At 36.1% G+C, this 22567-nt stretch carries 11 protein-coding genes; 5 read left to right on the forward strand and 6 right to left on the reverse strand.

Features of this window, described 5'->3' with window-relative positions:
• The first annotated feature begins 6 nt into the window (after window positions 1-6).
• Both ACPUVN_RS08145 and ACPUVN_RS08150 read left to right on the forward strand, forming a co-directional pair.
• Window positions 7-4137 (forward strand): Ig-like domain-containing protein, encoded by a 4131-nt coding sequence (locus ACPUVN_RS08145; protein WP_426370409.1) that lies wholly within the window; start codon window positions 7-9, stop codon window positions 4135-4137.
• 12 nt (window positions 4138-4149) lie between these two features.
• A complete protein-coding gene (locus ACPUVN_RS08150; RefSeq protein ID WP_426370410.1) occupies window positions 4150-5721 on the forward strand; it encodes a sulfatase family protein in 1572 nt (523 codons plus the stop codon).
• A 164-nt stretch (window positions 5722-5885) separates the two neighbouring features.
• On the opposite strand, the gene ACPUVN_RS08155 is transcribed toward ACPUVN_RS08150, so the two are convergent.
• From ACPUVN_RS08155 to ACPUVN_RS08170, 4 genes are all read right to left on the reverse strand, one after another.
• Window positions 5886-6902, reverse strand: coding sequence for an aldo/keto reductase (locus ACPUVN_RS08155; RefSeq protein ID WP_426370411.1), 1017 nt, complete (start codon window positions 6900-6902; stop codon window positions 5886-5888).
• A 112-nt stretch (window positions 6903-7014) separates the two neighbouring features.
• The gene (locus tag ACPUVN_RS08160; RefSeq protein ID WP_426370412.1) at window positions 7015-8574 is read right to left on the reverse strand and encodes a thrombospondin type 3 repeat-containing protein; all 1560 of its coding nucleotides are present in this window, start codon (window positions 8572-8574) and stop codon (window positions 7015-7017) included.
• Between the two features lie 158 nt (window positions 8575-8732).
• Window positions 8733-9311 (reverse strand): hypothetical protein, encoded by a 579-nt coding sequence (locus ACPUVN_RS08165; RefSeq protein WP_426370413.1) that lies wholly within the window; start codon window positions 9309-9311, stop codon window positions 8733-8735.
• 21 nt (window positions 9312-9332) lie between these two features.
• Entirely contained in the window at window positions 9333-11924 is a 2592-nt protein-coding gene (locus tag ACPUVN_RS08170) for a thrombospondin type 3 repeat-containing protein (RefSeq protein ID WP_426370414.1), read from the reverse strand.
• A 385-nt stretch (window positions 11925-12309) separates the two neighbouring features.
• Between ACPUVN_RS08170 and ACPUVN_RS08175 the strand changes: the two genes are divergently transcribed.
• Complete coding sequence (locus ACPUVN_RS08175; protein ID WP_426370415.1) at window positions 12310-13212, forward strand: sialate O-acetylesterase; 903 nt, start codon at window positions 12310-12312, stop codon at window positions 13210-13212.
• Window positions 13213-13315: 103 nt separating this feature from the next.
• Window positions 13316-14317 (forward strand): LacI family DNA-binding transcriptional regulator, encoded by a 1002-nt coding sequence (locus ACPUVN_RS08180; RefSeq protein ID WP_426370416.1) that lies wholly within the window; start codon window positions 13316-13318, stop codon window positions 14315-14317.
• 104 nt (window positions 14318-14421) lie between these two features.
• Here the strand turns inward: ACPUVN_RS08180 and ACPUVN_RS08185 are convergent, their stop codons facing one another.
• Both ACPUVN_RS08185 and ACPUVN_RS08190 read right to left on the reverse strand, forming a co-directional pair.
• Window positions 14422-15768 (reverse strand): MFS transporter, encoded by a 1347-nt coding sequence (locus tag ACPUVN_RS08185; RefSeq protein ID WP_426370417.1) that lies wholly within the window; start codon window positions 15766-15768, stop codon window positions 14422-14424.
• A 257-nt stretch (window positions 15769-16025) separates the two neighbouring features.
• On the reverse strand, window positions 16026-18527 hold the full coding sequence (locus ACPUVN_RS08190) for a glycoside hydrolase family 2 TIM barrel-domain containing protein (RefSeq protein ID WP_426370418.1): 2502 nt from the start codon (window positions 18525-18527) through the stop codon (window positions 16026-16028).
• A 415-nt stretch (window positions 18528-18942) separates the two neighbouring features.
• Here ACPUVN_RS08190 and ACPUVN_RS08195 point away from each other — a divergent pair, with 415 nt between their 5' ends.
• A complete protein-coding gene (locus ACPUVN_RS08195) occupies window positions 18943-22512 on the forward strand; it encodes a TonB-dependent receptor (protein ID WP_426370419.1) in 3570 nt (1189 codons plus the stop codon).
• Window positions 22513-22567: the final 55 nt, after the last annotated feature.

The raw sequence follows: 22567 nt of genomic DNA on the forward strand, positions 1-22567 counted from the left end.
ATATTTATGAAGAATATGCCCCTATTTCTCGCTGTTTTACTCTGTAGTGTATTTAACGTTATATCACTTAACTCATATGCAGAAGACTATAAAGTACATGCCCCTTTTAATAAGCCGATCCTAAACGCTAAAGCAGGGGATATTCTTTCGTGGATCGATCCCGAAAAAGCCATCAGTGCTGTTGCTTATCATAAAGGGCTTTTAATAACCCCGTTAAGCTTTGACTTTGGTGGTGGTATTGGTGAAGGCGCTTTAGCGGCTTACAATGTTGATGATCCTACCAACCCTAAAACCGTTTTCGACTCACGAGACTACCCTAATATTTACCACAACAATGAGTCAGACAAACATTATTTAGGTGATTTAGGAGAAGTACATACACTATATTTTCATAAAGATTATTTATATTTGACTGATAGAGGTAAAAACCGCAACGGCTTTATAATTTTAGATTTAGGGCCTTTATTTGATGACGACCCTAAAACGTTACCTAAAGTTATATCTCGTTTTTATTTTCCAGGGGTTGAAAAATCTACCGTTTATGACGGCTTTAGTTTTTCACCTGTTTGGGTAGGCGGGAAATATGCTTTTGCCCCTACAGGTTCTACTGGTTTGTATATTATAGATACAACTAACTTAGAAAAACCGAGATTACTTAAACACTTAACCAAAGATAAATTATACAATCAAGTATTACGATCTGCTCATGCGATAGGCGACTTATTAATTTTATCACCTACGGCAATTGCAAGCACAACAGGTGATATGGTGTTGCTTGATATAAGTGATCCCAGTACCCCATTCCTGATTAACCGACATACTATTAAAGTAGGATATCAAGGCATACTTTATGGTTCTCGTTTTTACAATGGTGCATTTTCGGGTGATAGAGGTACCGCGAAAACATCTGAAATCATCACCTATGATTTTTCTGATGTTGAAAACATTAAAACAATTGAACTTGCCACTACCGATCAATTATTCAAGCCTGAATACATTTATGTGAAAGATGATGATTTATATATTGGCCATTACCCTGGTTTAACGAAATGGTCAGTTAATCAGGATAAAGCGACTTTAGAAACCAGAGCAGAGCCACAATACCCACCTGCTGACGATTATGCCTTTATTTCATCGCTAGGCAACCTAACCGTTATTACCTCAGACCATAATGTCAGTAGTAAATTAAGTATTGCTGCTGCAAGTATAACTCCTGATACTAGAGCCCCTAAAGTTAACTACATTTTACCGAAGAAAGGTGAAAACAACGTTTCTTTGCTTTCAAAAATTGGTATTTCATTCTCAGATTTTATTGATAATGGCAGTTTAGAATTTGGCGCAACTTACCTGATTGAAAAAGCCACCAAGAAAGTCGTACCAAGTAACTTTAGCCATGGCATGGGCATAGTGCACATCGTTCCTAAGGCACCTTTAAAAACCAATACATCGTATGAAGTTATCATTACTTCAAACTTAAAAGATACTGTTGGCAACGCTTACCAAGGTGAAGAAATTGTTACTTACTTTTCTACTGGTGATCAGTTAAATGAATTTAGTAGTGAATTAATCGTTGATGAGCCTAAAAAAGTGGGTGATAACGTCACGTTTACCGCTTCAGTCAAAAGCATGAATAGCGCAGCAGATTTCAGCTATGCATGGAACTTTGGTAATAACACACCAAATACAGAGTTTAGTGGCTCTGCATCTATTCAAACAACATTCGATAAAGCCAATAATTATAACGTTACGCTCATCGTTAAAAATAAAAAGACTAAGAAAACAATTAAAAATTCAGCGATACAAGTTATTTATAACCCCGTTCCAAATGAGCGCCCTCTTTCAAGTTCAACCATGGTAATAGACGAACACATAGCGCAACTTTATGTCGTTAATCCCGATAATAATACCCTGACCGCCATCAGTACTGAGTCTGGTAAGGTTGTATATGAGCAATCAACAGGAAAGAATCCCGTTGCTTTAATACAAATAGATGACCAATTATGGATAAGTAATAAGGATGACGACAGCTTAAGCATTCACAACAAAAAAACAGGTGAATTAGTTAAAACACTGCCACTAGATTATGCATCCACGCCTCACGGCATTACCTTTAATAAAGTAAAAAAACGTGTGTATGTTGCGTTAAGTGGAGCAGATAAGATTCAAGAAATTGATAGTCGATCATTAAAATTAACACGAGAAATCAAATTAAAAGGCCCGTTAAGAAACCTAGCATTTCTCCCGCATAAAAACCTATTGATCGCTCCACAGTTTATTGCAAGCAACCAACAAGGTGCTTTTATTCAATGGGTAAATACGGATAAATGGAACATTGAATATCAACAACGCTTGTCTCTTATTATGGTCCAAGACGGTTTATCTAATGGCCGTGGTTACCCTAATTATTTAGGGCCTGTTGCAGTAAATCCTGAGCAAAATACATTTTGGCTTCCAGGTAAAAAAGACAATTTATTTAGAGGACTTAATCGTGATGGTAATGCCTTAACCTTTGATCATACCGTTAGAAGCATTGCTTCAGCATTTAGCCTTGATAAAAAAGAAGAAATTAAAGCCTACCAAATAGATTTTGATAACAGTGATTTTGCTTCTGCTGCCACCTATAACAAGCTAGGTAATATCCTTTATATTGCCACCATGGGCAGCCAAACAATAACCGCGATTGATGCGTATCAACCTAATAAACAATCTACATTTAATAGTTATGGTGAAGGCACCATTTCGTTAATACCAAGTAAAGATGGTTCTAAGCTATTTGCTCATAACCAATTGTCTCGATCCATTTCAGTATTTAATAGCAAAGCTAACGGCCATTTACAATTTGAAAATCAATGGAAAACCGTTAATCATGAATTGCTTTCTAGCGATATTTTGCAAGGTAAGCGTATTTTTCATAATTCAACACAAAGTCATTTATCCCGCGAAGGTTATATGAGCTGCGCTAGTTGCCACAGTGATGGTAGCCATGATGGACGCATCTGGGATTTATCTAACTTGGGTGAAGGGTTAAGAAACACCATAGATTTACGGGGTAAATCAGGTATGAAACACGGTTTATTACATTGGACAGGTAACTTTGATGAAGTACAAGATTTTAACGATCAAATAGTTAACCTAAATGGCGGTACCGGTTTTTTATTTGATGCGGTAAAACCTAGCAATATGCATTTATTTCCAAGTAAAGCCGGCATTAATATTGAGCTAGATAATCTTGCAAAATACGTTTCATCGTTAGATAAATACCCAAGAAGTCCCTATAAAAAACCTAATGGTACTTATACGTCAGAAGCCATAGAAGGGAAAAAACACTTTATTAATTTGCAATGTAATACTTGTCATGTGGGCTCAACGTATACTGACAGCATGAGTGGTGTTAGGCATGATATAGGCACAAAAAGCCAATCTTCAGGTAATCGATTAGGGGAAGGTTTAGATGGTTTCGATACGCCTAGTTTAATCAGCCTATGGCAAAGCGCCCCCTATTTACATGATGGTTCAGCTAAAACCTTAAATGATGTATTTCAAGCAGGTAAAGGTGAACCAGCAAAGGCACACAATATATTCAATCAGCTTAATAAGGTTGAGAAAAACGAATTACTTGCTTTTTTACAGCAGTTAGACAGCGAAGATAAAACTAATCTACCCACTTTCAAACAGTCTCTTGATTATGTCTACCAATATAGTAAAAAGAAGCAAAACGTTGGTAAAGGCTTTATTCCTGATATAGATGCAGCAGATGCCAAGCAGTTAAGTTATAGCATTATATCGTCGGTATATAGCAAGCTGTTTTCAATTGATGCGCAAACGGGAGATATAGTTTTTCACTTTAAAGAAGTCTATTTACGTAATATATCGAACAGAGTATTGAAAACAAAAAGAAGTTACCCTTTAACTATTTTAGCCAAAAATACTAGTAATGAAGAGTCTTATAAAATAAACATTAACATCAATATATTATTTCCAAATATAGATTTAGATAACGTATCACTTAACAAGTACAAACGTTATAACACGGTTTTAGATCAAGGAAATAAACTATCTAAAAAAGAGCAAGAGCACTTAAATCAAATAAATAAAAGACTTTATAAAACAGAAAGTAAACTCATCGAAAATCTGTAGATGGACCCATTAATGAATATACCAATAAAAAGCATGTGTATAAATGTACTTATTGCAACGATAGCGTTAAGTACTAATTTCGCTTTAGCTAAAGATGATATTTCGGTACAAACTAAACCTAATATTGTAATCTTTTATGTAGACGATTTAGGTTATGGTGATATTAGTTCGTATGGCGCAACAAGCGTGAATACACCTAATATTGATGAGCTTGCAAAAAATGGCATACGCTTTACTGATGCTCATAGTTCATCTTCAACATGCACACCTTCACGGTATTCATTATTAACCGGTGAGCATGCGATTAGAAATAAAGCGCAAATATTAAAGGGAGATGCACCGTTAATAATCTCGGTAGAGAAACCAACACTGCCTAAAATGCTAAGTAAAGCTGGCTATACCAATGCGGTTATTGGCAAGTGGCATTTAGGACTGGGTGATGGCAACGTTGATTGGAATAATAAGGTATCACCAGGTCCTTTAGAAATAGGATTTGATTACAGCTTTTTGTTACCTGCCACAGGTGACCGAACGCCTACTGTGTATTTAGAAAATCATCATGTGCTTAATTTATCTAAAGAAGACCCTCTATCTGTTAGTTATATAAAAAAGATAGGCGAACGTCCTACAGGCGAAAATCACCCTGCACTTTTAAAACAACAAACTTCCGATACTATACATAATAAGTCGATTATTAATGGTGTTAGCCGCATGGGATGGATGAAAGGTGGTAAAAGCGCTGAATGGAAAGATGAAGATTTTTATTCAGTTTTTACCAATAAAGCCAATCAATTTATAGAAAAAAATAAAAAGTCCCCTTTCTTCTTATTTTTTTCTTTTCATGACATTCATGTTCCTCGATTACCTAATAAAATGTTTCAGGGAAAAACGGATATGGGACCAAGAGGCGATGCCATTGTTCAAATGGATTGGATCACAGGTCAAATTGTCAATAAACTAAAATCAGTCGGTATTTTAGATAACACCTTGGTTATCTTTACCAGTGATAACGGTGCTGTTGTACATGATGGTTATTATGATGATTCTATTAGATTACTGGGCGATCATAAGCCGAACGGCATATACAGAGGCTCAAAGTACAGTGCTTATGAAGCCGGCACCCGCGTTCCTACAATCATTCATTACCCTAATGCAGTTAAACCGGGTGTAAGTGATGCCTTGATGAGCCAAATTGATATTTATGCTTCATTAGCAAAGTTAGTTAAAGTAGACCTAGCAAAAGATGAAGCAATTGACAGTGAAAACCATTTAGCTGCTTTTTTTGATGCAAGTAAATCTGCACGTAGGCTATTAATTGAAGAGTCCCCCGGTGCTTTATCGTTAAGGGAAAACAATTGGAAGTACATTCAAATCAGTAAAAGAGCGAAGAAAGGCAAAAAATCTAAAAGAAAAATGAGGCCGGTTAACGGTAATAATGTTGAACGTGGCTATTTAGCTGAAGTGCAATTATTTAATTTAGAGACTGATGTTGAAGAAACGATGAACCTTGCGAAACAAGATCCTAAACGCTCAATAAAAATGAAAAAAATAATACAACAAATATTAAACAAAACAGAGCGGTAAATTAATATCCTAAGGCATGTAATTCGTTACACCGCATGAAAAGTTCTACTTTGTAAAAATATAAACACACAATAACCACCTTGAAATATAATATATAAAGACCAATAGTGACCCTGTAACAGATTTTGTTAAAGGGTCCCAAAGGACATAATTGCGCTCATATTCTATTCTTTTATAATGCCCTCAATAGCTGTTAACTCATCCATGGTAAAATCTAATTTACTCATTGCTTTTACGGAATCAATAATTTGTTCTTTCGAACTTGCGCCGATTAAACACGTCGTTACTGTGTCATTATTTAACGTCCATGCGATTGCCATTTGAGCTAAACTTTGCCCACGCAGTATAGCCAGTTCATTCAGCGCCCGTACCTTAGTCATTTTTTCTGCAGTAATATGCTCTTCACTTAAGTGGATGATGTCTTTACTGTGAGCTCTTGAATTTTTTGGAATGTCATTAAGGTACTTATTGGTTAATAACCCTTGAGCAAGCGGAGAGAAAACAATAGAGCCAATGCCATTTTCTTTTAATACATCAGTTAATCCATTTTCAATCCAACGATCGAACATATTATATCTTGGCTGATGAATTAATAATGGCGTACTTAGACTATTTAATATCTCTATGGCTTTTTTTGTTTGCGCTGGTTGGTAATTAGAAATACCTACATAAAGCGCTCGACCTGAACGGACAATATAGTCTAGGGCTTGCATCGTCTCTTCAAGTGGCGTTTCAATATCCATTCTGTGGTGATAGAAAACATCGAAGTAATCAAGTCCTGTGCGTTTTAAGCTTTGATCGCAACTTGACACTAAATACTTACGTGACCCGCCATCGCCAAAAGGACCTGGCCACATATCATACCCAGCTTTACTTGAGATAAATAACTCATCTCTGTAAGGGCTTAAATCTTGTTTAAATACCTGCCCAAATGTTGACTCAGCTGCGCCATAAGGTGGACCATAATTATTCGCTAAATCAAAATGATTAATCCCTGAATCGAAAGCGGTTTGTATCATGCCACGGGCATTTTCATAAGCGTTGCAGGAGCCGAAATTTTGCCACAATCCCAAAGATAACCTTGGTAGTTTTATACCACTGTTTCCACAGCGTAGATAAGGCATGTTTTTGTATCTATCTATGTTAGCTGCATAAATTGAGTTAGGTTGATGAGTGATCACAGCTGCCTCCTAAGGCATTTAACATTTGTAGGAAAATATGAGTATAAGTTCAATATAAATATAGCTCTATCGCTATTTTAAAATTCTGTATATTAATCAATCTAAGATAGTTTTAGCCGTTTAGCCGACGAAACAATGATAACAATAATAATCCTGTGAATAATACTGACATTGTTCCTGCCGACGATTCATCGTCTTTAACCACTTCAATAACCTCTCCTGCTAAAACTTCAATATTGCCGCCAGTGTCTGTTGCATCAACTTGGCAGAGATCGCCAACACCATTGTTATCTGAATCTTTTTGCATCGGGTTAAAGGTCGATACACAATTATCCAAAACATCAGAAAATCCATCGCCATCTTGATCATCAAAAATTGGACACGACACCTCAGGCACAGGTAAGTCGGCTAAGCTACAGCCTCTTATTTTCATGCTATTTAAAGTGAAATTTTCACTGTGTAAAAATGCATCATTTAACCGCGTGATTGGACCATAATTAATTTCATAACAACCATTATCTTCACCGCCAATACAACCAGAGGCTACATTGGCAATATCGTTAATTACACCAATAGAACGACCTGAATACGATTCAAAATCTGGATAACGACAGCTAGTACGAATTTCATTTCTTTCTTCACAAGCAAAAAAGGGTAAATCTTTACCTTTAACTTGCGCTAACTCTCCACCTTGAACGGTTATACCGCCAATATAAGAGCGGCTATCAAAACTACCTAAATTGTCAACGGTACCCGGTTTATTATCTAAAAAACCTTTTGCAACACGCACGGCATAAGTAGAGTTAATTGCCGTAATACCTTCAACATCAATAATACCTTGATCAACTCTATGCGGCGAAGTAACCATGGCAGTATCGCCATTAACAATCTTAATATTACGACCTACAATGTCGTTAAGCGTGCCAATATTTACTAGGTTAACTTCTCTAACACCTGTTTCTAATCTTAGCGTTACACCGCCCTTACCTGCTAAGTTTTTAAAGAGCACCGTTCTACCTGTTTGCGTTTGCACCAACCCATAACCAACATGTGCATTCTCTATGCTGACATTTTTAACTATGCCATTGGTTGGTATATCAGCAATCTGTAAACTGTCAGGTAAATTCAATACAACGCCTGAAAATTTAGAATAAGTATCGTTAATTTTTATGCCTGATATTTTAAAGTTTTTTGCATCACTCACCTCAAAAACTTTAACACCGTTATAATCGCCTTTGGGTATATTAACGCTCAACCATTGACTACTATCTTCAGAGTCTTCAGCAGTAGTGGTAACAGCTACATTTTCTACATGCTGCTGGTTACCCATATGGAACATAATAATATTTTTACCAGTCGCACTTTCGTCCAAGAAAGGTAATAGCGTTGAATTGGATGTAAATGCTAAGTGCACATTAGATTTCAAGCGAATGTCTTTTAAGTAATATTGACCGTCACCTATTTGTAAAGTACCACCACCATCGGCCGACAGTTGAATGATTTGTTGATTGAGTAACTCACTATCAAGAAATGAATTGTCTCCACTTAACTCTACAGATAACTCATAGGTCGGGATCAGATCGGTATAAAAACGCTCTTCGTTGTCTGTTAATCGTTCCGCTTGGCACGTCATGCTTACCAACGCTGTTGCCAATATCGCAATAGTTTTCATATTGTACCCTTTCTTATTGTTACTTTGAGCTTTTAGCCTTATTAGAGGTTTTTTATATTCTAATAAAGTAAATAAAATTGAGCCTGTAGAAAAAAATAAAACCTAGCACTTATTAAAGCGCTAGGTTGGTTATTATCGTTTGAATTATTCAATTAATGCTAAAACGAGTGCTTTTTAGGTTTCCTATATAAAGCAGAAAACGCAAAAGCAAACAAAGCAATACTCGCAGGCTCTGGAACTTCATTCGCAACAATTTGTACTGAGTGTTGGATGTCAAAAGCCTGGTCAAAGTAACCTGGTGAATCACTGATAAAGAAATAAGAAACATTAAAATCGAACCTTCCTATTTCAGTAGCAACAAAACTTAATGTCCCCAAATCAAGCACCATATCGGTCAGTGAAAAAGGAGCTTGGCTGCCATAAGTGCTTAAGCTATAGGTCCATTCCTTAAATAAACTGTCAAATGATACAATTGGATCAGCATCTACATCGGTAGTGTATAGACCAGATAAATACGCTGAATCAAAAGTGCCCTTGTTGTCTGAAAACATAAAGTAAGTAGCCATATCGAAATTTTTATCGAGCAAATTACTTATCGGTTCATTTTTTTCTAAACTCAGGTTGATGTTAATGGTGTCGCCAATGGCATAATTGTCAGCGTCTGAACTAACAATAAGCCCAGCAACGCTATTAAAACTACTCACAAGCAAACAGAAAGTTAACATTACATTTTTCATAATAAAATCCCTGGTTAATGACTATTCAGAACAACGAGTTCGGGTACACAAACTGCGTAATCGGCTAACATCACTTTGATGTACTCTGCCATCACCGTTAAAATCAAACTCGATTCGAACAAGCGCAGGGTTTCTTATGGCGCGCACAAAATATGAAATATCTTTACGGTCAACGTCGTTATCGCCATCAAAATCACCTAAAACACCGTAAACAGGATCAAATGGGAAATCGTCCATGTTATCTTCTACACCGTCATTATCATCATCGGTGTCTGCATTATTGCCCATGCCATCACCATCGGTATCAAGCCATTCAGAGGCATCTAAAGAGAATGTATCATCCTTATCTAATACACCGTCATTATCATCATCAGTATCAGCATTATTTCCTATACCATCACCATCGGTATCAAGCCATTCAGAAGCATCTAAATAGAAGGCATCATCCTTATCTAATACGCCGTCATTATCATCGTCTTTGTCGGCTTTATTGCCAATACCATCACCGTCATTGTCAAATTTTTCATTAGGGTCTAATGGGAAGGCATCTAAGGTATCTTTACGGCCATCGTTATCATCATCAGGATCAGCATTATTTCCTATGCCATCAAGATCGGTATCTACAGTTTCAGAGGCATCACGTGGAAAGGCATCAAGCGCATCGTCAGTACCATCATTGTCATCGTCTGGATCACAAACATCACCTAAACCATCTGAATCAGTATCAAGTTGATCTGCATTTGCAATAGCAGGACAATTATCAGATTCATCAGCAACTAAATCACCATCGGCATCAATAATTGCAATTTCACTTCGAGTCGGATCTAACGGAAAAGCATCTAAGGCATCTTCAACACCGTCATTATCATCATCGGCATCTGCATTATTACCTATTCCATCACCATCGGTATCAAGCCATTCGGTTGCATCTAAATAGAAAGCATCATCCTTATCGAGAACACCATCATTATCATCGTCTTTGTCAGCTTTATTACCAATACCATCACCATCAGAATCAAACTTTTCTGTCGGGTCAAGTGGGAAGGCATCTACCGTATCTTTTCGACCGTCATTATCATCATCAGGATCTGCATTATTTCCAATACCATCGTTATCCGTATCGAGTGTTTCATCAGGGTTTTCTGGGAAAGCGTCATCTACATCTAATACACCATCGCCATCAGTATCTGTTGCATCAACTTGGCAGAGATCGCCAACACCGTTGTTATCTGAATCTTTTTGCATCGGGTTAAAGGTCGACACACAATTATCCAAAACATCAGAAAATCCATCGCCATCTTGATCATCAAAAATTGGACACGACACCTCAGGCACAGGTAAGTCGGCTAAGCTACAGCCTCTTATTTTCATGCTATTTAAAGTGAAATTTTCACTGTGTAAAAATGCATCATTTAACCGCGTGATTGGACCATAATTAATTTCATAACAACCATTATCTTCACCGCCAATACAACCAGAGGCTACATTGGCAATATCGTTAATTACACCAATAGAACGACCTGAATACGATTCAAAATCTGGATAACGACAGCTAGTACGAATTTCATTTCTTTCTTCACAAGCAAAAAAGGGTAAATCTTTACCTTTAACTTGCGCTAACTCTCCACCTTGAACGGTTATACCGCCAATATAAGAGCGGCTATCAAAACTACCTAAATTGTCAACGGTACCCGGTTTATTATCTAAAAAACCTTTTGCAACACGCACGGCATAAGTAGAGTTAATTGCCGTAATACCTTCAACATCAATAATACCTTGATCAACTCTATGCGGCGAAGTAACCATGGCAGTATCGCCATTAACAATCTTAATATTACGACCTACAATGTCGTTAAGCGTGCCAATATTTACTAGGTTAACTTCTCTAACACCTGTTTCTAACCTTAGCGTTACACCGCCTTTACCTGCTAAGTTTTTAAAGAGCACCGTTCTACCTGTTTGCGTTTGCACCAACCCATAACCAACATGTGCATTCTCTATGCTGACATTTTTAACTATGCCATTGGTTGGTATATCAGCAATCTGTAAACTGTCAGGTAAATTCAATACAACGCCTGAAAATTTAGAATAAGTATCGTTAATTTTTATGCCTGATATTTTAAAGTTTTTTGCATCACTCACCTCAAAAACTTTAACACCGTTATAATCGCCTTTAGGTATATTCACGCTCAACCATTGACTACTATCTTCAGAGTCTTCAGCCGTTGTGGTAACAGCTACATTTTCTACATGCTGCTGGTTACCCATATGAAACATAATAATATTTTTACCTGTCGCACTTTCGTCCAAGAAAGGTAATAACGTTGAATTAGATGTAAATGCTAAGTGCACATTAGATTTCAATCGAATGTCTTTTAAGTAGTATTGACCGTCACTAATTTTTATAGTGCCACCACCATCAGCGGAAAGTTGCATAATTTGTTGATTCAGTAAATCACTGTCTAAAGCAGAGTTGTCTCCCGTTAAGGTAATAGGTAATTCATTGATAGGAATTAATGCTGGATTATAAAATCGATTTTCGTTGTCTGCTAACCTCTCGGCCTGGCAAGTCATACTTGCAAGTGCTGTCACCAATATTGCTATTTTTTTCATATTGAACCCTTCATTATAATAATTATGCTTTTAAGCTTATTTAGGTTTTTTAAATTTTGTAAATTTTGTTCCCTTGGTATAACTTACTATTTGCATTATTGGTTATTTATAACACAAGGTCAACCGCTTTCCCTTTTTAGTGTTTTCAGTAATATAAAATCAAATACATCAGAAACAAAATAAATTAAAAAATATAACAAAACAAAATAAAAACCATAAGACATTGATATAATTCAGGAATAAATATTTATACATAAGTGTAATAAACAGATAAACCAAAAGCACTTAAGTTTAACGATAAACCTAAGTGGGTATTTAAAACATATATTAAAAATGATATATTGTTTAATTGAATTATGTTTTAAATGTTAAAAAGGCTTTTTTTATGGTGTGTTATATAAAAAATAATTATATATTTTTCTGTTTAGGGTTACTTTTTACCACTGTTGCCTGTACTAATATTTCCAATGTAGAAGTAGATAAAACCAGCCAAGAAATTAATGTGGTTTTATTAGCGGGGCAATCAAATATGGAAGGAGCTGGCAACTATGATGAGTTATCACAAAGTATTAAAAACAGAATCACCGCCATTGAGAGCAGAGTTCAATATGCCCTAAGAGATGAAGAAGCTGGACCATTAACCTATAAAACATCTGATTATCATAAGAAAAAGTACGGTGCGTATAAAACATTTGGACCAGAAATGCTGATAGGTTTAACACTTGCAGAGGCCTACCCTAATAAACGTTTTTTATTGCTAAAAACGGCTTATGGTGGCACGTCGCTTTATGGTGCCTGGAACCCATATTGGACTCAAGCTAACGCAATAAAAGCAGAGAAAGGTTATAAAGAAAATTTACCTTTATTTTCCATGTTCAGTGAAAACAATAATAAACAACTTACCCTTTTAGATAATCAAAAGCAGCCTTATAAAATTATCGGTATGGTTTGGCTACAAGGTGAGAATGACGCATCGAAAGAGTTTTCAGCCATAAGTTATCAACAAAACCTAACGGATCTAATTAAAGAACTTCGACATAAATTTAATTTTAAACCTTTTGTTATAGGCCAAATAAATTCAACTTACGGTAAATTCAAGCAAGGACCTGAAATTGTACGAAATGCCATGCAAGTTATTGCTGATGAAGATGTAAACGTTGATATAGTCAATACCAGTACAAATTCAAATTGGTTAGATTACCCTAAACATGACAATGTTCACTACAACACTGAAGGCCAAATTAAGTTAGGAAAAGAATTTGCTACAAAGTTAATGAAATATAACTAAAAATTACTTAAATTTATTCTTTATATCGACTTATCTACTTAATTTTGTTATATATCCAAATTAAGTAGATAAATTCCTACATCTAAATATATCAAAGGTTAATATGATCACAATTAAAGAGATAGCGAAAATTGCTAATGTATCACCTACGACAGTATCTCGAGTGATTAATGGTAAAGGAAAAGTAGGCAATAAATGTCGTAAACAAGTTCAGAAAATAATTGATGAAGTAGGCTATCGCCCTAACATTAATGCCCGTGCATTAGCGGGTCAAAAGACTGAACTTATGGGCATAGTTACGCCTAACTTTTCAAGTCCTTTTTATGGGAGTTTATCTACAGGCGTTTCAGATGCCGCCTTAAGTGAAAAATATAGAGTACTAATGAGTAACTCTAACGATAAAAACACCGTGTTCAATGCAATAGACTCTTTAAAAGAACTCGGTTGTGAGAATATAATTCTACACAATAAAATGTTACCGCAAAAAGAAATTTTAACCCTTGTTGAAGACACCCCAGGATTAGTTGTCATCAACCGTCATATCAGTGAAGTATCTTCACGTTGTGTATGGTTAGACAATTCTTCTGCTGGACGCACTGCCGCAGAGTTTTTATATAATAAAGGACATAGAAAAATTGCTATCATCAATAGTGATAGAGGCATTTCTGATGCGTTCGATCGACTTTTTGGGATCACACATTTTTATGCTAGTAAAGGCATACAAATAAGTGCTGACTGCATTAAAGAAGGAATTCCATCATTAGAAGGTGGGAAAAAATTGGCTAGAGAGTTAATTGATAGTAAAGCTGAATTTACCGCGCTTATTGCCTACAATGACATGATGGCTGTTGGTGCGATGAATGAATTACAAGATATGGGTATTAAGGTCCCTGAAGATGTATCAGTAATGGGTTTTGATGACGTGCTAATTGCATCCACAAGCAGACCAGGTCTGACGACAATGCACTACCCTATTTATGACATGGGACAATACGCCACTCAATTGTCCATACAATTAACACATAATGATAAAAAGCCGGTCAATCAATCTCATCAATTTATGGCAACATTAGTTGAAAGAGATTCAGTAAAAGATATATCTTAATTACTCTTCTGTTGGTTATCATTGTCGAAATGATTGCTTGTGTAGTTAGGTAAAACCAAATTTACCTAACTAACTAACTAACTAACTAACTAACTAATAACGATTTATACTTTACGTTCATCTAAATCGTATTGCTTAGCAAGAATTAAACATATTAAGGCTGATAGAATAGTCCCTCCAGTTAATAATATTCTCATCCACATAATACTCGAATCTGTTTGAGCACTAGCTAATTCAGCATCAAAACCAATCCAGTTTAATGCTGCTCCTGAAAAAATAGCTGATATCGCTATAGTGATTTGTAAAGTCCACATTTGCACAGAAACAAATATACCTTCTCTTCTTAAATCATGCTTTTTTTCATCTGAGTCAATTAAGTCAGTGATCATAGAGGAAACAAGTACCCCTAATGAAGGCCAGACACTAACACATAACAATGCGTCTAAAATTAAAAACCATTCTTGGCCTGGCTGATAAATAAACCATTTCATGATTCCGCCAAAAACACCTAATGTATAAACCCAAATGAGTGTTTGTCGCTTGCCATATTTAGCAGATAACTTGGTTATCACCGCTACAGAAACAAATCCCATTACAGCATAACTACTAGATAATATGCCTTTTGAAATAGCACCTTGAGCTATATCACCATCGTTCATGTAATAAACCAACACATAATAATCAATGTTTGCCGCTAAACTTCCAAGCATAAACTGCGTTATAATGATTAATAATAATATGCGCATATTACGTATTTCGAGTACCGCTTTTATACTCGACATTATTGGAATTGATTTATTCTTTTGTTGGCTTTTATAGCTTCGTTCTTTTATAAAAAGCCCAGGGAGCATGCCGAACAACCCAATACAAACAAGGGCTATTCCCCAGCCGACATACTTAATACCAATTACTACCCCGCCAAAAATACTGAGTTGTGCCAGTGGAAATAACCATTGATAGGTAATACCTCCAAATTTAAAGAAGTAAGCTACAAATGCTAGTATCGACGTTCTTTCCTGACTGTTTGTCGACGCTTCATAGGTTAAACACTTAAGTGGGATCACCCATAACGAATTAGCGAAATAAAATAGCGTAACCATGACTAAAAAATAGCTAACTTGTGTATTGATACTCCAAGACGTTGGGACCATCCAAATACAACCAAAACATACACAACTAAGCCAAGGAAACACCATTAAAAATGGTCTTCTTCGTCCATACCTAGAACGACATTTATCTGAAAGATTGCCAATATAGGGTGCAAAAAATATAACGACAATAGCAGGTAACTTTATGCCGAGGGCAAGCCACATGGGATCAACACCCAGTGTCATTTGATAATAAGGGGTGGCAAAAATACTCAAGCCTTGGTGAGAAAAGAATATAGCTAAAAAGCCAAAGCCTAAAATGATTCTTTGTTGAAGCTTTACTGATTTTTCTTGGACTGGCATAAGCTCATTCATAAATAAAAAAAGAGTGTGTGTGCAATAGATATAGATTAAATATAGCGAGGAATGGCAGAAATTTATATAAAAATAAATTACTTAAGCTTAGAAACTTATAGATACTAGTTTATACCTGCTCCACATCAATCTATCGAGCGGGCAGTTATACAAAATCAGTTATAGGTTATATTTGATAAGCACCAACTATTACAACGTTTAATAAGACCCTGTCATGAAACCTGTTACAGGGTCTTTATTTAAAATTAAATACTTTTTAAGTTGATTTCGGCCGCGACTAATCGATCTGAATAGGCTCTTATATTAATAACACCCTGCTCTGCTTCTTTACTTTTAATAATAAGCATCGCTTTACCATAAAAAGCTCTTCTATAGTCTGCTTTAAAAGGCTCAACCGTTGCAGAATCACCATTACCTACCCCTTCAATAACCGCTGCGCCTTCAACAGTAAAGATTACTTTATTGTCAGCATTGGGGCATAAATTTCCGTCTTTATCTTTGATTAAAACAGTAACATAAGATAAATCTTCACCATCTGCATTAATTTCATGACGATCGGGTACTAATTCTATCTGATATGGTAAACCTGCCGTTTTTATTTCTTTCTCAGCTACAGCTTCATCACCGTTGTACGCAATAACTTTAATGGCTCCTGGTTGATACTTCACATTCCACATCACTCTATATTTAGACTCAAAATGTGTCACTGATTTATCATGCTTTAATTTAACAGGTAACGTTACGGTATCAACACCTTTAACTTTTTTCCCCATAGATTTACCATTAACAAATAACTCAACAGATTCAGCATTGGTATAAGCAACAACAGGAATTTCTTCACCCATTTTATGTTCCCAATTCCAATGAGGCAATAAATGAACCATAGGTTTTTTAGTCCACTCACTTTGATATAAGTAAAATCTATCTTTAGGTAATCCAACTAAATCCACTGCACCAAAAGAAGAGCTTCTAGCAGGCCAATCACCATTCCAATAACCTTTATTGCTATGGTCTCTGCCGCCATACGGTGTTGGTTCACCTAAATAATCAAATCCTGTCCAGATATACTCTCCCATAACGGCAGGGTTATTCTTTAAGTTTTCAAATTCAATATCAGGGATATAAGCCCAAGGTGGGGTTATCACATCATAACTAGAAACATACTTTGATTCGTGTTTTTTGTATTTTTCAATGGGTAGGTGATAAACGCCTCGAGTGCTCACCACAGAAGATGTTTCAGTACCTAATAGAATCCAATCTGGATGTTGCTTTTTAATTTCCGCATATTTATAAGCCTTGTAATTTAAACCAACAATATCGAGTTCGTCACCCAGCTTATTATCTAGAAAATCAGGGTACATACTTAAACCATTGGTCACTAAACGTGTAGGGTCTTCATCATGCATAATATCGGTTAAATGTTTTGTGATTACAGCACCGTCACTCTCCCTTTGCTCCATCACTTCATTACCTGAGCTCCACATGATCACAGAGGGATTATTGCGATGTTGAATGATCATATCGCGCAAATCACGCTCATGCCATTCATCGAAGTATTTTTGGTAGCCATTATCTATAGTTGGCTTTTGAATTTGCCACATATCAAACGCTTCAACTTGCAATAAAACGCCCATTTTATCGGCTAATTCAACTAACTCTGGTGATGGAGGATTATGTGTTGTACGAACAGAATTCGCGCCCATGTCCTGCATGATTTCAAATTTTCTCTCAATTGCACGCTTATTAACAACTGCACCTAAAGGGCCATTATCATGATGTAAGCTTACCCCTTGAATTTGAACTCGTCGCCAATTTAACCAAAAACCATCATCAGGTTTATACTCGATATGCCTAACACCAAGTGGAGTTGAATATGTATCCACTGTTTTATTATTTTTGATAACGGCAGTGCTAATTTGGTATCTATGAGGGTTGTTAATATCCCATAAAATAGGATTAGAAATTATAAATTCTTGTTCTACTTCTTTTGTTGTATTTGCCTTGAAATTATAATTTTGTGATATTTTTGCCACTACATCACCAGATTCACTTGTAACCGTGTGAACTAAACTAATGGGGGTATCACCCCCTTTATTTACAACTTTAGTTTTTAAATTTACCGTTGCTTTATCTCTAGATACCTCAGGAGTTGAAACAAAAGTGCCCCACTTTGCCACATGAACTTGATCGTCAATTTCTATCCATGTATTTCGATAAATACCAGCCCCAGAGTACCAACGAGCGGCATTATTTTCAGGTGCTACCTTTACCGCGATTAAATTATTATCCCCAATTGGATTTAAAAAGGGGGTTATGTCATAGGCAAATCCAATATACCCAAAAGGACGCTTTCCGACAAAATGACCATTTATATAAACTTCAGAGTTATCCATTACCCCATCGAATGTAATTGTGACAAATTTATCTTTCGAAAATTTTGGTAAATTAAAAGATTTTCGATACCACGAAGTACCAAAAACAGGTAAGCCACCTGTGCGTGCATTATATTTTGGATCAAAAGGACCAAATATTGCTAAGTCATGCGGTAATTTAATACCTTGCCAGTTGCTATCTTTAAAGCTTTCTTTTTCTGCGTCAGCTATTGCGCCTTTGGCAAACTTCCAACCATCATTAAAGCTCTGTTTAGTCGTTACATCTTGCACAGAAAGGCAATTAAATGAAAATAACAATAAAAGCGTAGCACTATACACCTTGTAAAACTTATATTCTTTTAACTTGTAGTTCATACCCATCTTTTGTTACCTAATTATATTTATCCTCAATAGAGGAAAACCTTACTATGAGTGAATAATGACACAAACAAATAAATAGGGAAACCGAAAAACCTCTTAAATACTAAAAAAAACACCAATAAAGACCAGCTAACAAGGATATTAACAGTTGGGGCTTAAATTGAAAAACTCAACAAATAACAACATAAACCTTAAATTACAGTGACTTAATTTAATTATATGTTAAATAATATGATTTTAAATAAAACTAGATATTTTTTTAACTTTGTGCGATTATCAACCAAAGGAATGCGCTAAACCACCTTTAAGGTTAATCTGAAAAGTTGGATATATAAATCAGCTATAGTTAAACAATAAAAAGTAAAGTGGAATTAAGCTTGAACTTAAAATTCACGAGGGGAGATATGATATGAAATATATGAAGTTGAACGCCATTTCAATTTCAATCTTGGCATCTTTAGCTTTGCCTATCGCAAATGCTGCTGAGAATGAAGAGAAAAAAGAACCAAAAAGTGCAGTTGAAGTTATTGAAGTAACAGGGTTCAAAAGCAGTCTAAAAAAATCCATCAATGCAAAACGTTATTCTGACGGTGTCGTTGATTCCATTCATGCTGAAGATGTAGGTAAGTCAACAGATCAAAATATTGCCGATGCGCTATCGCGTGTTACCGGTGTTACGGTTCAAGAGCAAGATGGAGAAGGCACTAAAATATCAGTACGTGGTGCAGGCCCTGCTTTAAATCAAATATCAATGAATGGCATCGCATTAACCAGTGGTTTAAGCGGTAGTGGTGATGGTGCAGTTGCTGACCAAAGTGTTGACCTTAGTTCTTTTTCTTCTGATATTTTATCTTCTATTGATGTTCAAAAAACAGCTTCTGCTGACCAAGATGAAGGCTCACTTGGCGCAAATATAGTGTTGAGAACAGTTAGACCTTTATCTATCAAATCTCCTAAACGAACAGTGGAAGTACAAGGTCGTTATAATGATTACTCAGGTGAGTTTAATCGTAAAATTTCAGCAAGTTTCTCTGATAAATTTATGGACGATAATTTAGGCATTATATTTACTATCGCCGATGAAACCCAAAGTACGCGCGTAGATGAATTTAAAATGGAATGGGATGATGAAGTTCATTCTGCTGCTGCTAACAAAGCGCGCGACTCTAGAACTGGTGAATTAATAACCACAGAAACGGAATTTATAACCCCAGCAAGTGCTGAATATAAGTTGAACTCTAATAAACGTGATCGATTATCCGCTACTGCTGGTATCCAATTTTTACCAACGGAAACAACAGAAGTACAAATTGACTTAAATTATTCTAAACAAGAGATTGATCTAGATAACCACAGATACAACATGCAGTTTGGTTTGACTGATCCAAACTTAGACACTGACCCTCAAGAAGATTGGTGGACAATAAACCAAGAAACACATACCCAAGAAAAACGTTTAATGCGTCGTTCAAAAGGCCGTATTTATCGTCAATTAGATGGGCAGGAAGTTGAGAATAAACTTGCTTCATTTAACATAAAACAAATAATAACAGATACACTAAGTGCTGACTTAACCATGGGTTACTCACGAACAACTAGTGGTTCTAAAGAAAATGCGAATATAGTGCTTATTCCAAAAGGGAATACTGAAGATACCCCTTTAGTGTCTAACTCCCCTAATATTCCAAGTTTAGAACCATCAGGTGTTGACTGTACATCTGGTGTTTGTAATCTTATTGTGGCCGAACAGCTTTCTTTTTTCCAACCGGGCTCAATTCAAGCGAGTAACGCTTTAGCACCTAATACCACTAATCCACTTGACCCTTTCTTGTTTAATGTACAAAACGTTAGTCAAGATCTTGATAAAAACTCTGACACCAATAAATCAATGTTTTTAGATTTCGATTGGGATGTTGAGTTTTTAGGGGTAAATAGAATAGAGTTTGGTGGTAAATATACCAATAGAGTAAAAGATGTTAGCTCATTAAGAACGACCATTACAGACGCAACAAGTTTACTTGACGATAACGGCGAAGAAATTAGTATTCCGGGTGGCCTTTCAAGTTTACGCATGGTTGATGTTTTAGCTGGTGGTGCATTTCCAGTAGATAATTTTATGGACGGCATTGTAAGCAATCGTCAAGACTTTCTAAATGGTTGGGGTGTAGTAGACCCATTCAAAGCTTTAGCTTATGCAAGTGGTGATGGACGTGACGTTCGTACAAAAGAAGATCCAACCGGTTCAAGAGTTATCGAACAAGATGTGAGTGCATTATATACAAAATTAAATTTTGAATATTTTGATGGTTTCATCACAGGTAATGTCGGCTTACGTTATGTAAAAACTAAAACAGCGGCTGAAGCGTACACCAAAATTAATTACCCTGGAAACGCTAATGTTTATGATGTTAGTGGGTTAATTTATAATCAGCAACTTGCTAATACAAATTTACCCGCTTGTACTTTAAGTACAAATGGCGGTGATAATCCACTTGATTACCCAAATGGCAATCAAAATGAATATCCAACTAATTTACCTGCTCCGGGTACCTGTCACGAAGCGTTATTCCTTTATGACTTCCATAAAAGTGATTTAGTTAATGGTATTTTACCTCCTGAGTTACAAGCATTTGGTAATCTTATATTAGATGTTGTATATGATGCACAAGGTAATGTAATTGGTATCAATAACAATAGTGCAAATTCTAACGGAAGAAATGGCCGCTTTCCTAACAATGCCACAAATGCTATCAAAGCATGGGCTGATCGCTCTACTAACATTAACAATACTTTAAATGGACAGCCGCTTGGCAATGATGCTGCACAGCGAAATGTAATTAATCAAGACAGTGCAAGTAATAATGTTTTTTTGCCTAGTTTGAATCTAAATTTTGCACTTAGTGATGATCTAATCGGTCGCTTCTCTGCATCAAAAACTATGGCTAGACCTGGATTTGACGATACTAGACCCAGTGGAAGTATTAATGAAGATATTTTTAAAGTTAACGGTTCTGGACAAATAAACAACACAGCACTTAAACCTTTAGAATCAAAAAACCTAGATTTATCACTTGAATGGTATTTCAATGAGTCTGGGTTGCTTTCTTTTGCTTATTTCCGCAAAGACATGAAAAACTTTACTGAAAGTATCGCTGAAACCTACCTTTGGAAAGACTTAAGAACAAACTATAATTTAGAAGGTGTAGAGAACTTAGACGATGTATTGATCACACCAACACCTATTCTTGGTGAAGATGGTACACAAAAAGTTGACGAATTTACCGGCTTACCTTTATGGGAAGAAAAACCTTATACAGATTTAGCTGATGGTTCAACTTGTATGCCAGATCGTAGCTCACACTCTAACCTTTCTGAATCTTGGACCTTGAATTGCCACACGCTAATATTAGATGTTAAAAGAAATGGTAAAGGCGCATTAACTCAAGGTATAGAGTTTAATTACACCCAAGTTTATGACTTTCTCCCTGGCGCTCTTTCAGGTTTAGGTCTAAGCGTTAATTATACTTTTGCTGATTCTGAGTCTGACAAAGAAACCTCAGTAACAACCGGTAAAACTGTTAGCCCGTTACCACAACCCTACACACCTAGACATTCTGCCAACACCACCCTTTTTTGGGAAAAAGATGGCTTTATGATGCGTTTAGCACATCGTTATAATTCAATTCAACTGGTTAACAGAAACATTGCCGATGGCAATGCGGCAGAATGGTCAGATGCAACAAGCCGTTTAGATTTCAGTTCTAGCTATAAGTTAAATGATACAATTTCTTTAACTTTCCAAGCATTGAATTTAACTGATGACACCAATCGTAACTTTTTAACCAGCACTGGCTTTGTAATAAATGGTGAAGTGCTAGATGAAGGTAACGCAATGACAGACGACGTTGATACAAGCAGAACAACACAACTCTACAGAACTGGACGTCAGTTCAGACTCGGAGTCCGTGGTTCTTTTTAGTCATTTGCCAATACCCTTTATTATTTAGCGAGGAAAATATATTTCTCACTAAAAA

It is taken from the genome of Pseudocolwellia antarctica (assembly GCF_049933045.1).
Taxonomy (GTDB): Bacteria; Pseudomonadota; Gammaproteobacteria; order Enterobacterales; family Alteromonadaceae; genus Pseudocolwellia.

Excerpts from the sequence above, each read along its gene's own strand:
- ACPUVN_RS08145 (WP_426370409.1), top strand. The coding sequence starts at position 7 with ATGAAGAATATGCCCCTATTTCTCGCTGTTTTACTCTGTAGTGTATTT.
- ACPUVN_RS08150 (WP_426370410.1), top strand. The coding sequence starts at position 4,150 with ATGAATATACCAATAAAAAGCATGTGTATAAATGTACTTATTGCAACG.
- ACPUVN_RS08160 (WP_426370412.1), bottom strand. The coding sequence starts at position 8,574 with ATGAAAACTATTGCGATATTGGCAACAGCGTTGGTAAGCATGACGTGC.
- ACPUVN_RS08165 (WP_426370413.1), bottom strand. The coding sequence starts at position 9,311 with ATGAAAAATGTAATGTTAACTTTCTGTTTGCTTGTGAGTAGTTTTAAT.
- ACPUVN_RS08170 (WP_426370414.1), bottom strand. The coding sequence starts at position 11,924 with ATGAAAAAAATAGCAATATTGGTGACAGCACTTGCAAGTATGACTTGC.
- ACPUVN_RS08175 (WP_426370415.1), top strand. The coding sequence starts at position 12,310 with ATGGTGTGTTATATAAAAAATAATTATATATTTTTCTGTTTAGGGTTA.
- ACPUVN_RS08180 (WP_426370416.1), top strand. The coding sequence starts at position 13,316 with ATGATCACAATTAAAGAGATAGCGAAAATTGCTAATGTATCACCTACG.
- ACPUVN_RS08185 (WP_426370417.1), bottom strand. The coding sequence starts at position 15,768 with ATGCCAGTCCAAGAAAAATCAGTAAAGCTTCAACAAAGAATCATTTTA.
- ACPUVN_RS08190 (WP_426370418.1), bottom strand. The coding sequence starts at position 18,527 with ATGAACTACAAGTTAAAAGAATATAAGTTTTACAAGGTGTATAGTGCT.
- ACPUVN_RS08195 (WP_426370419.1), top strand. The coding sequence starts at position 18,943 with ATGAAATATATGAAGTTGAACGCCATTTCAATTTCAATCTTGGCATCT.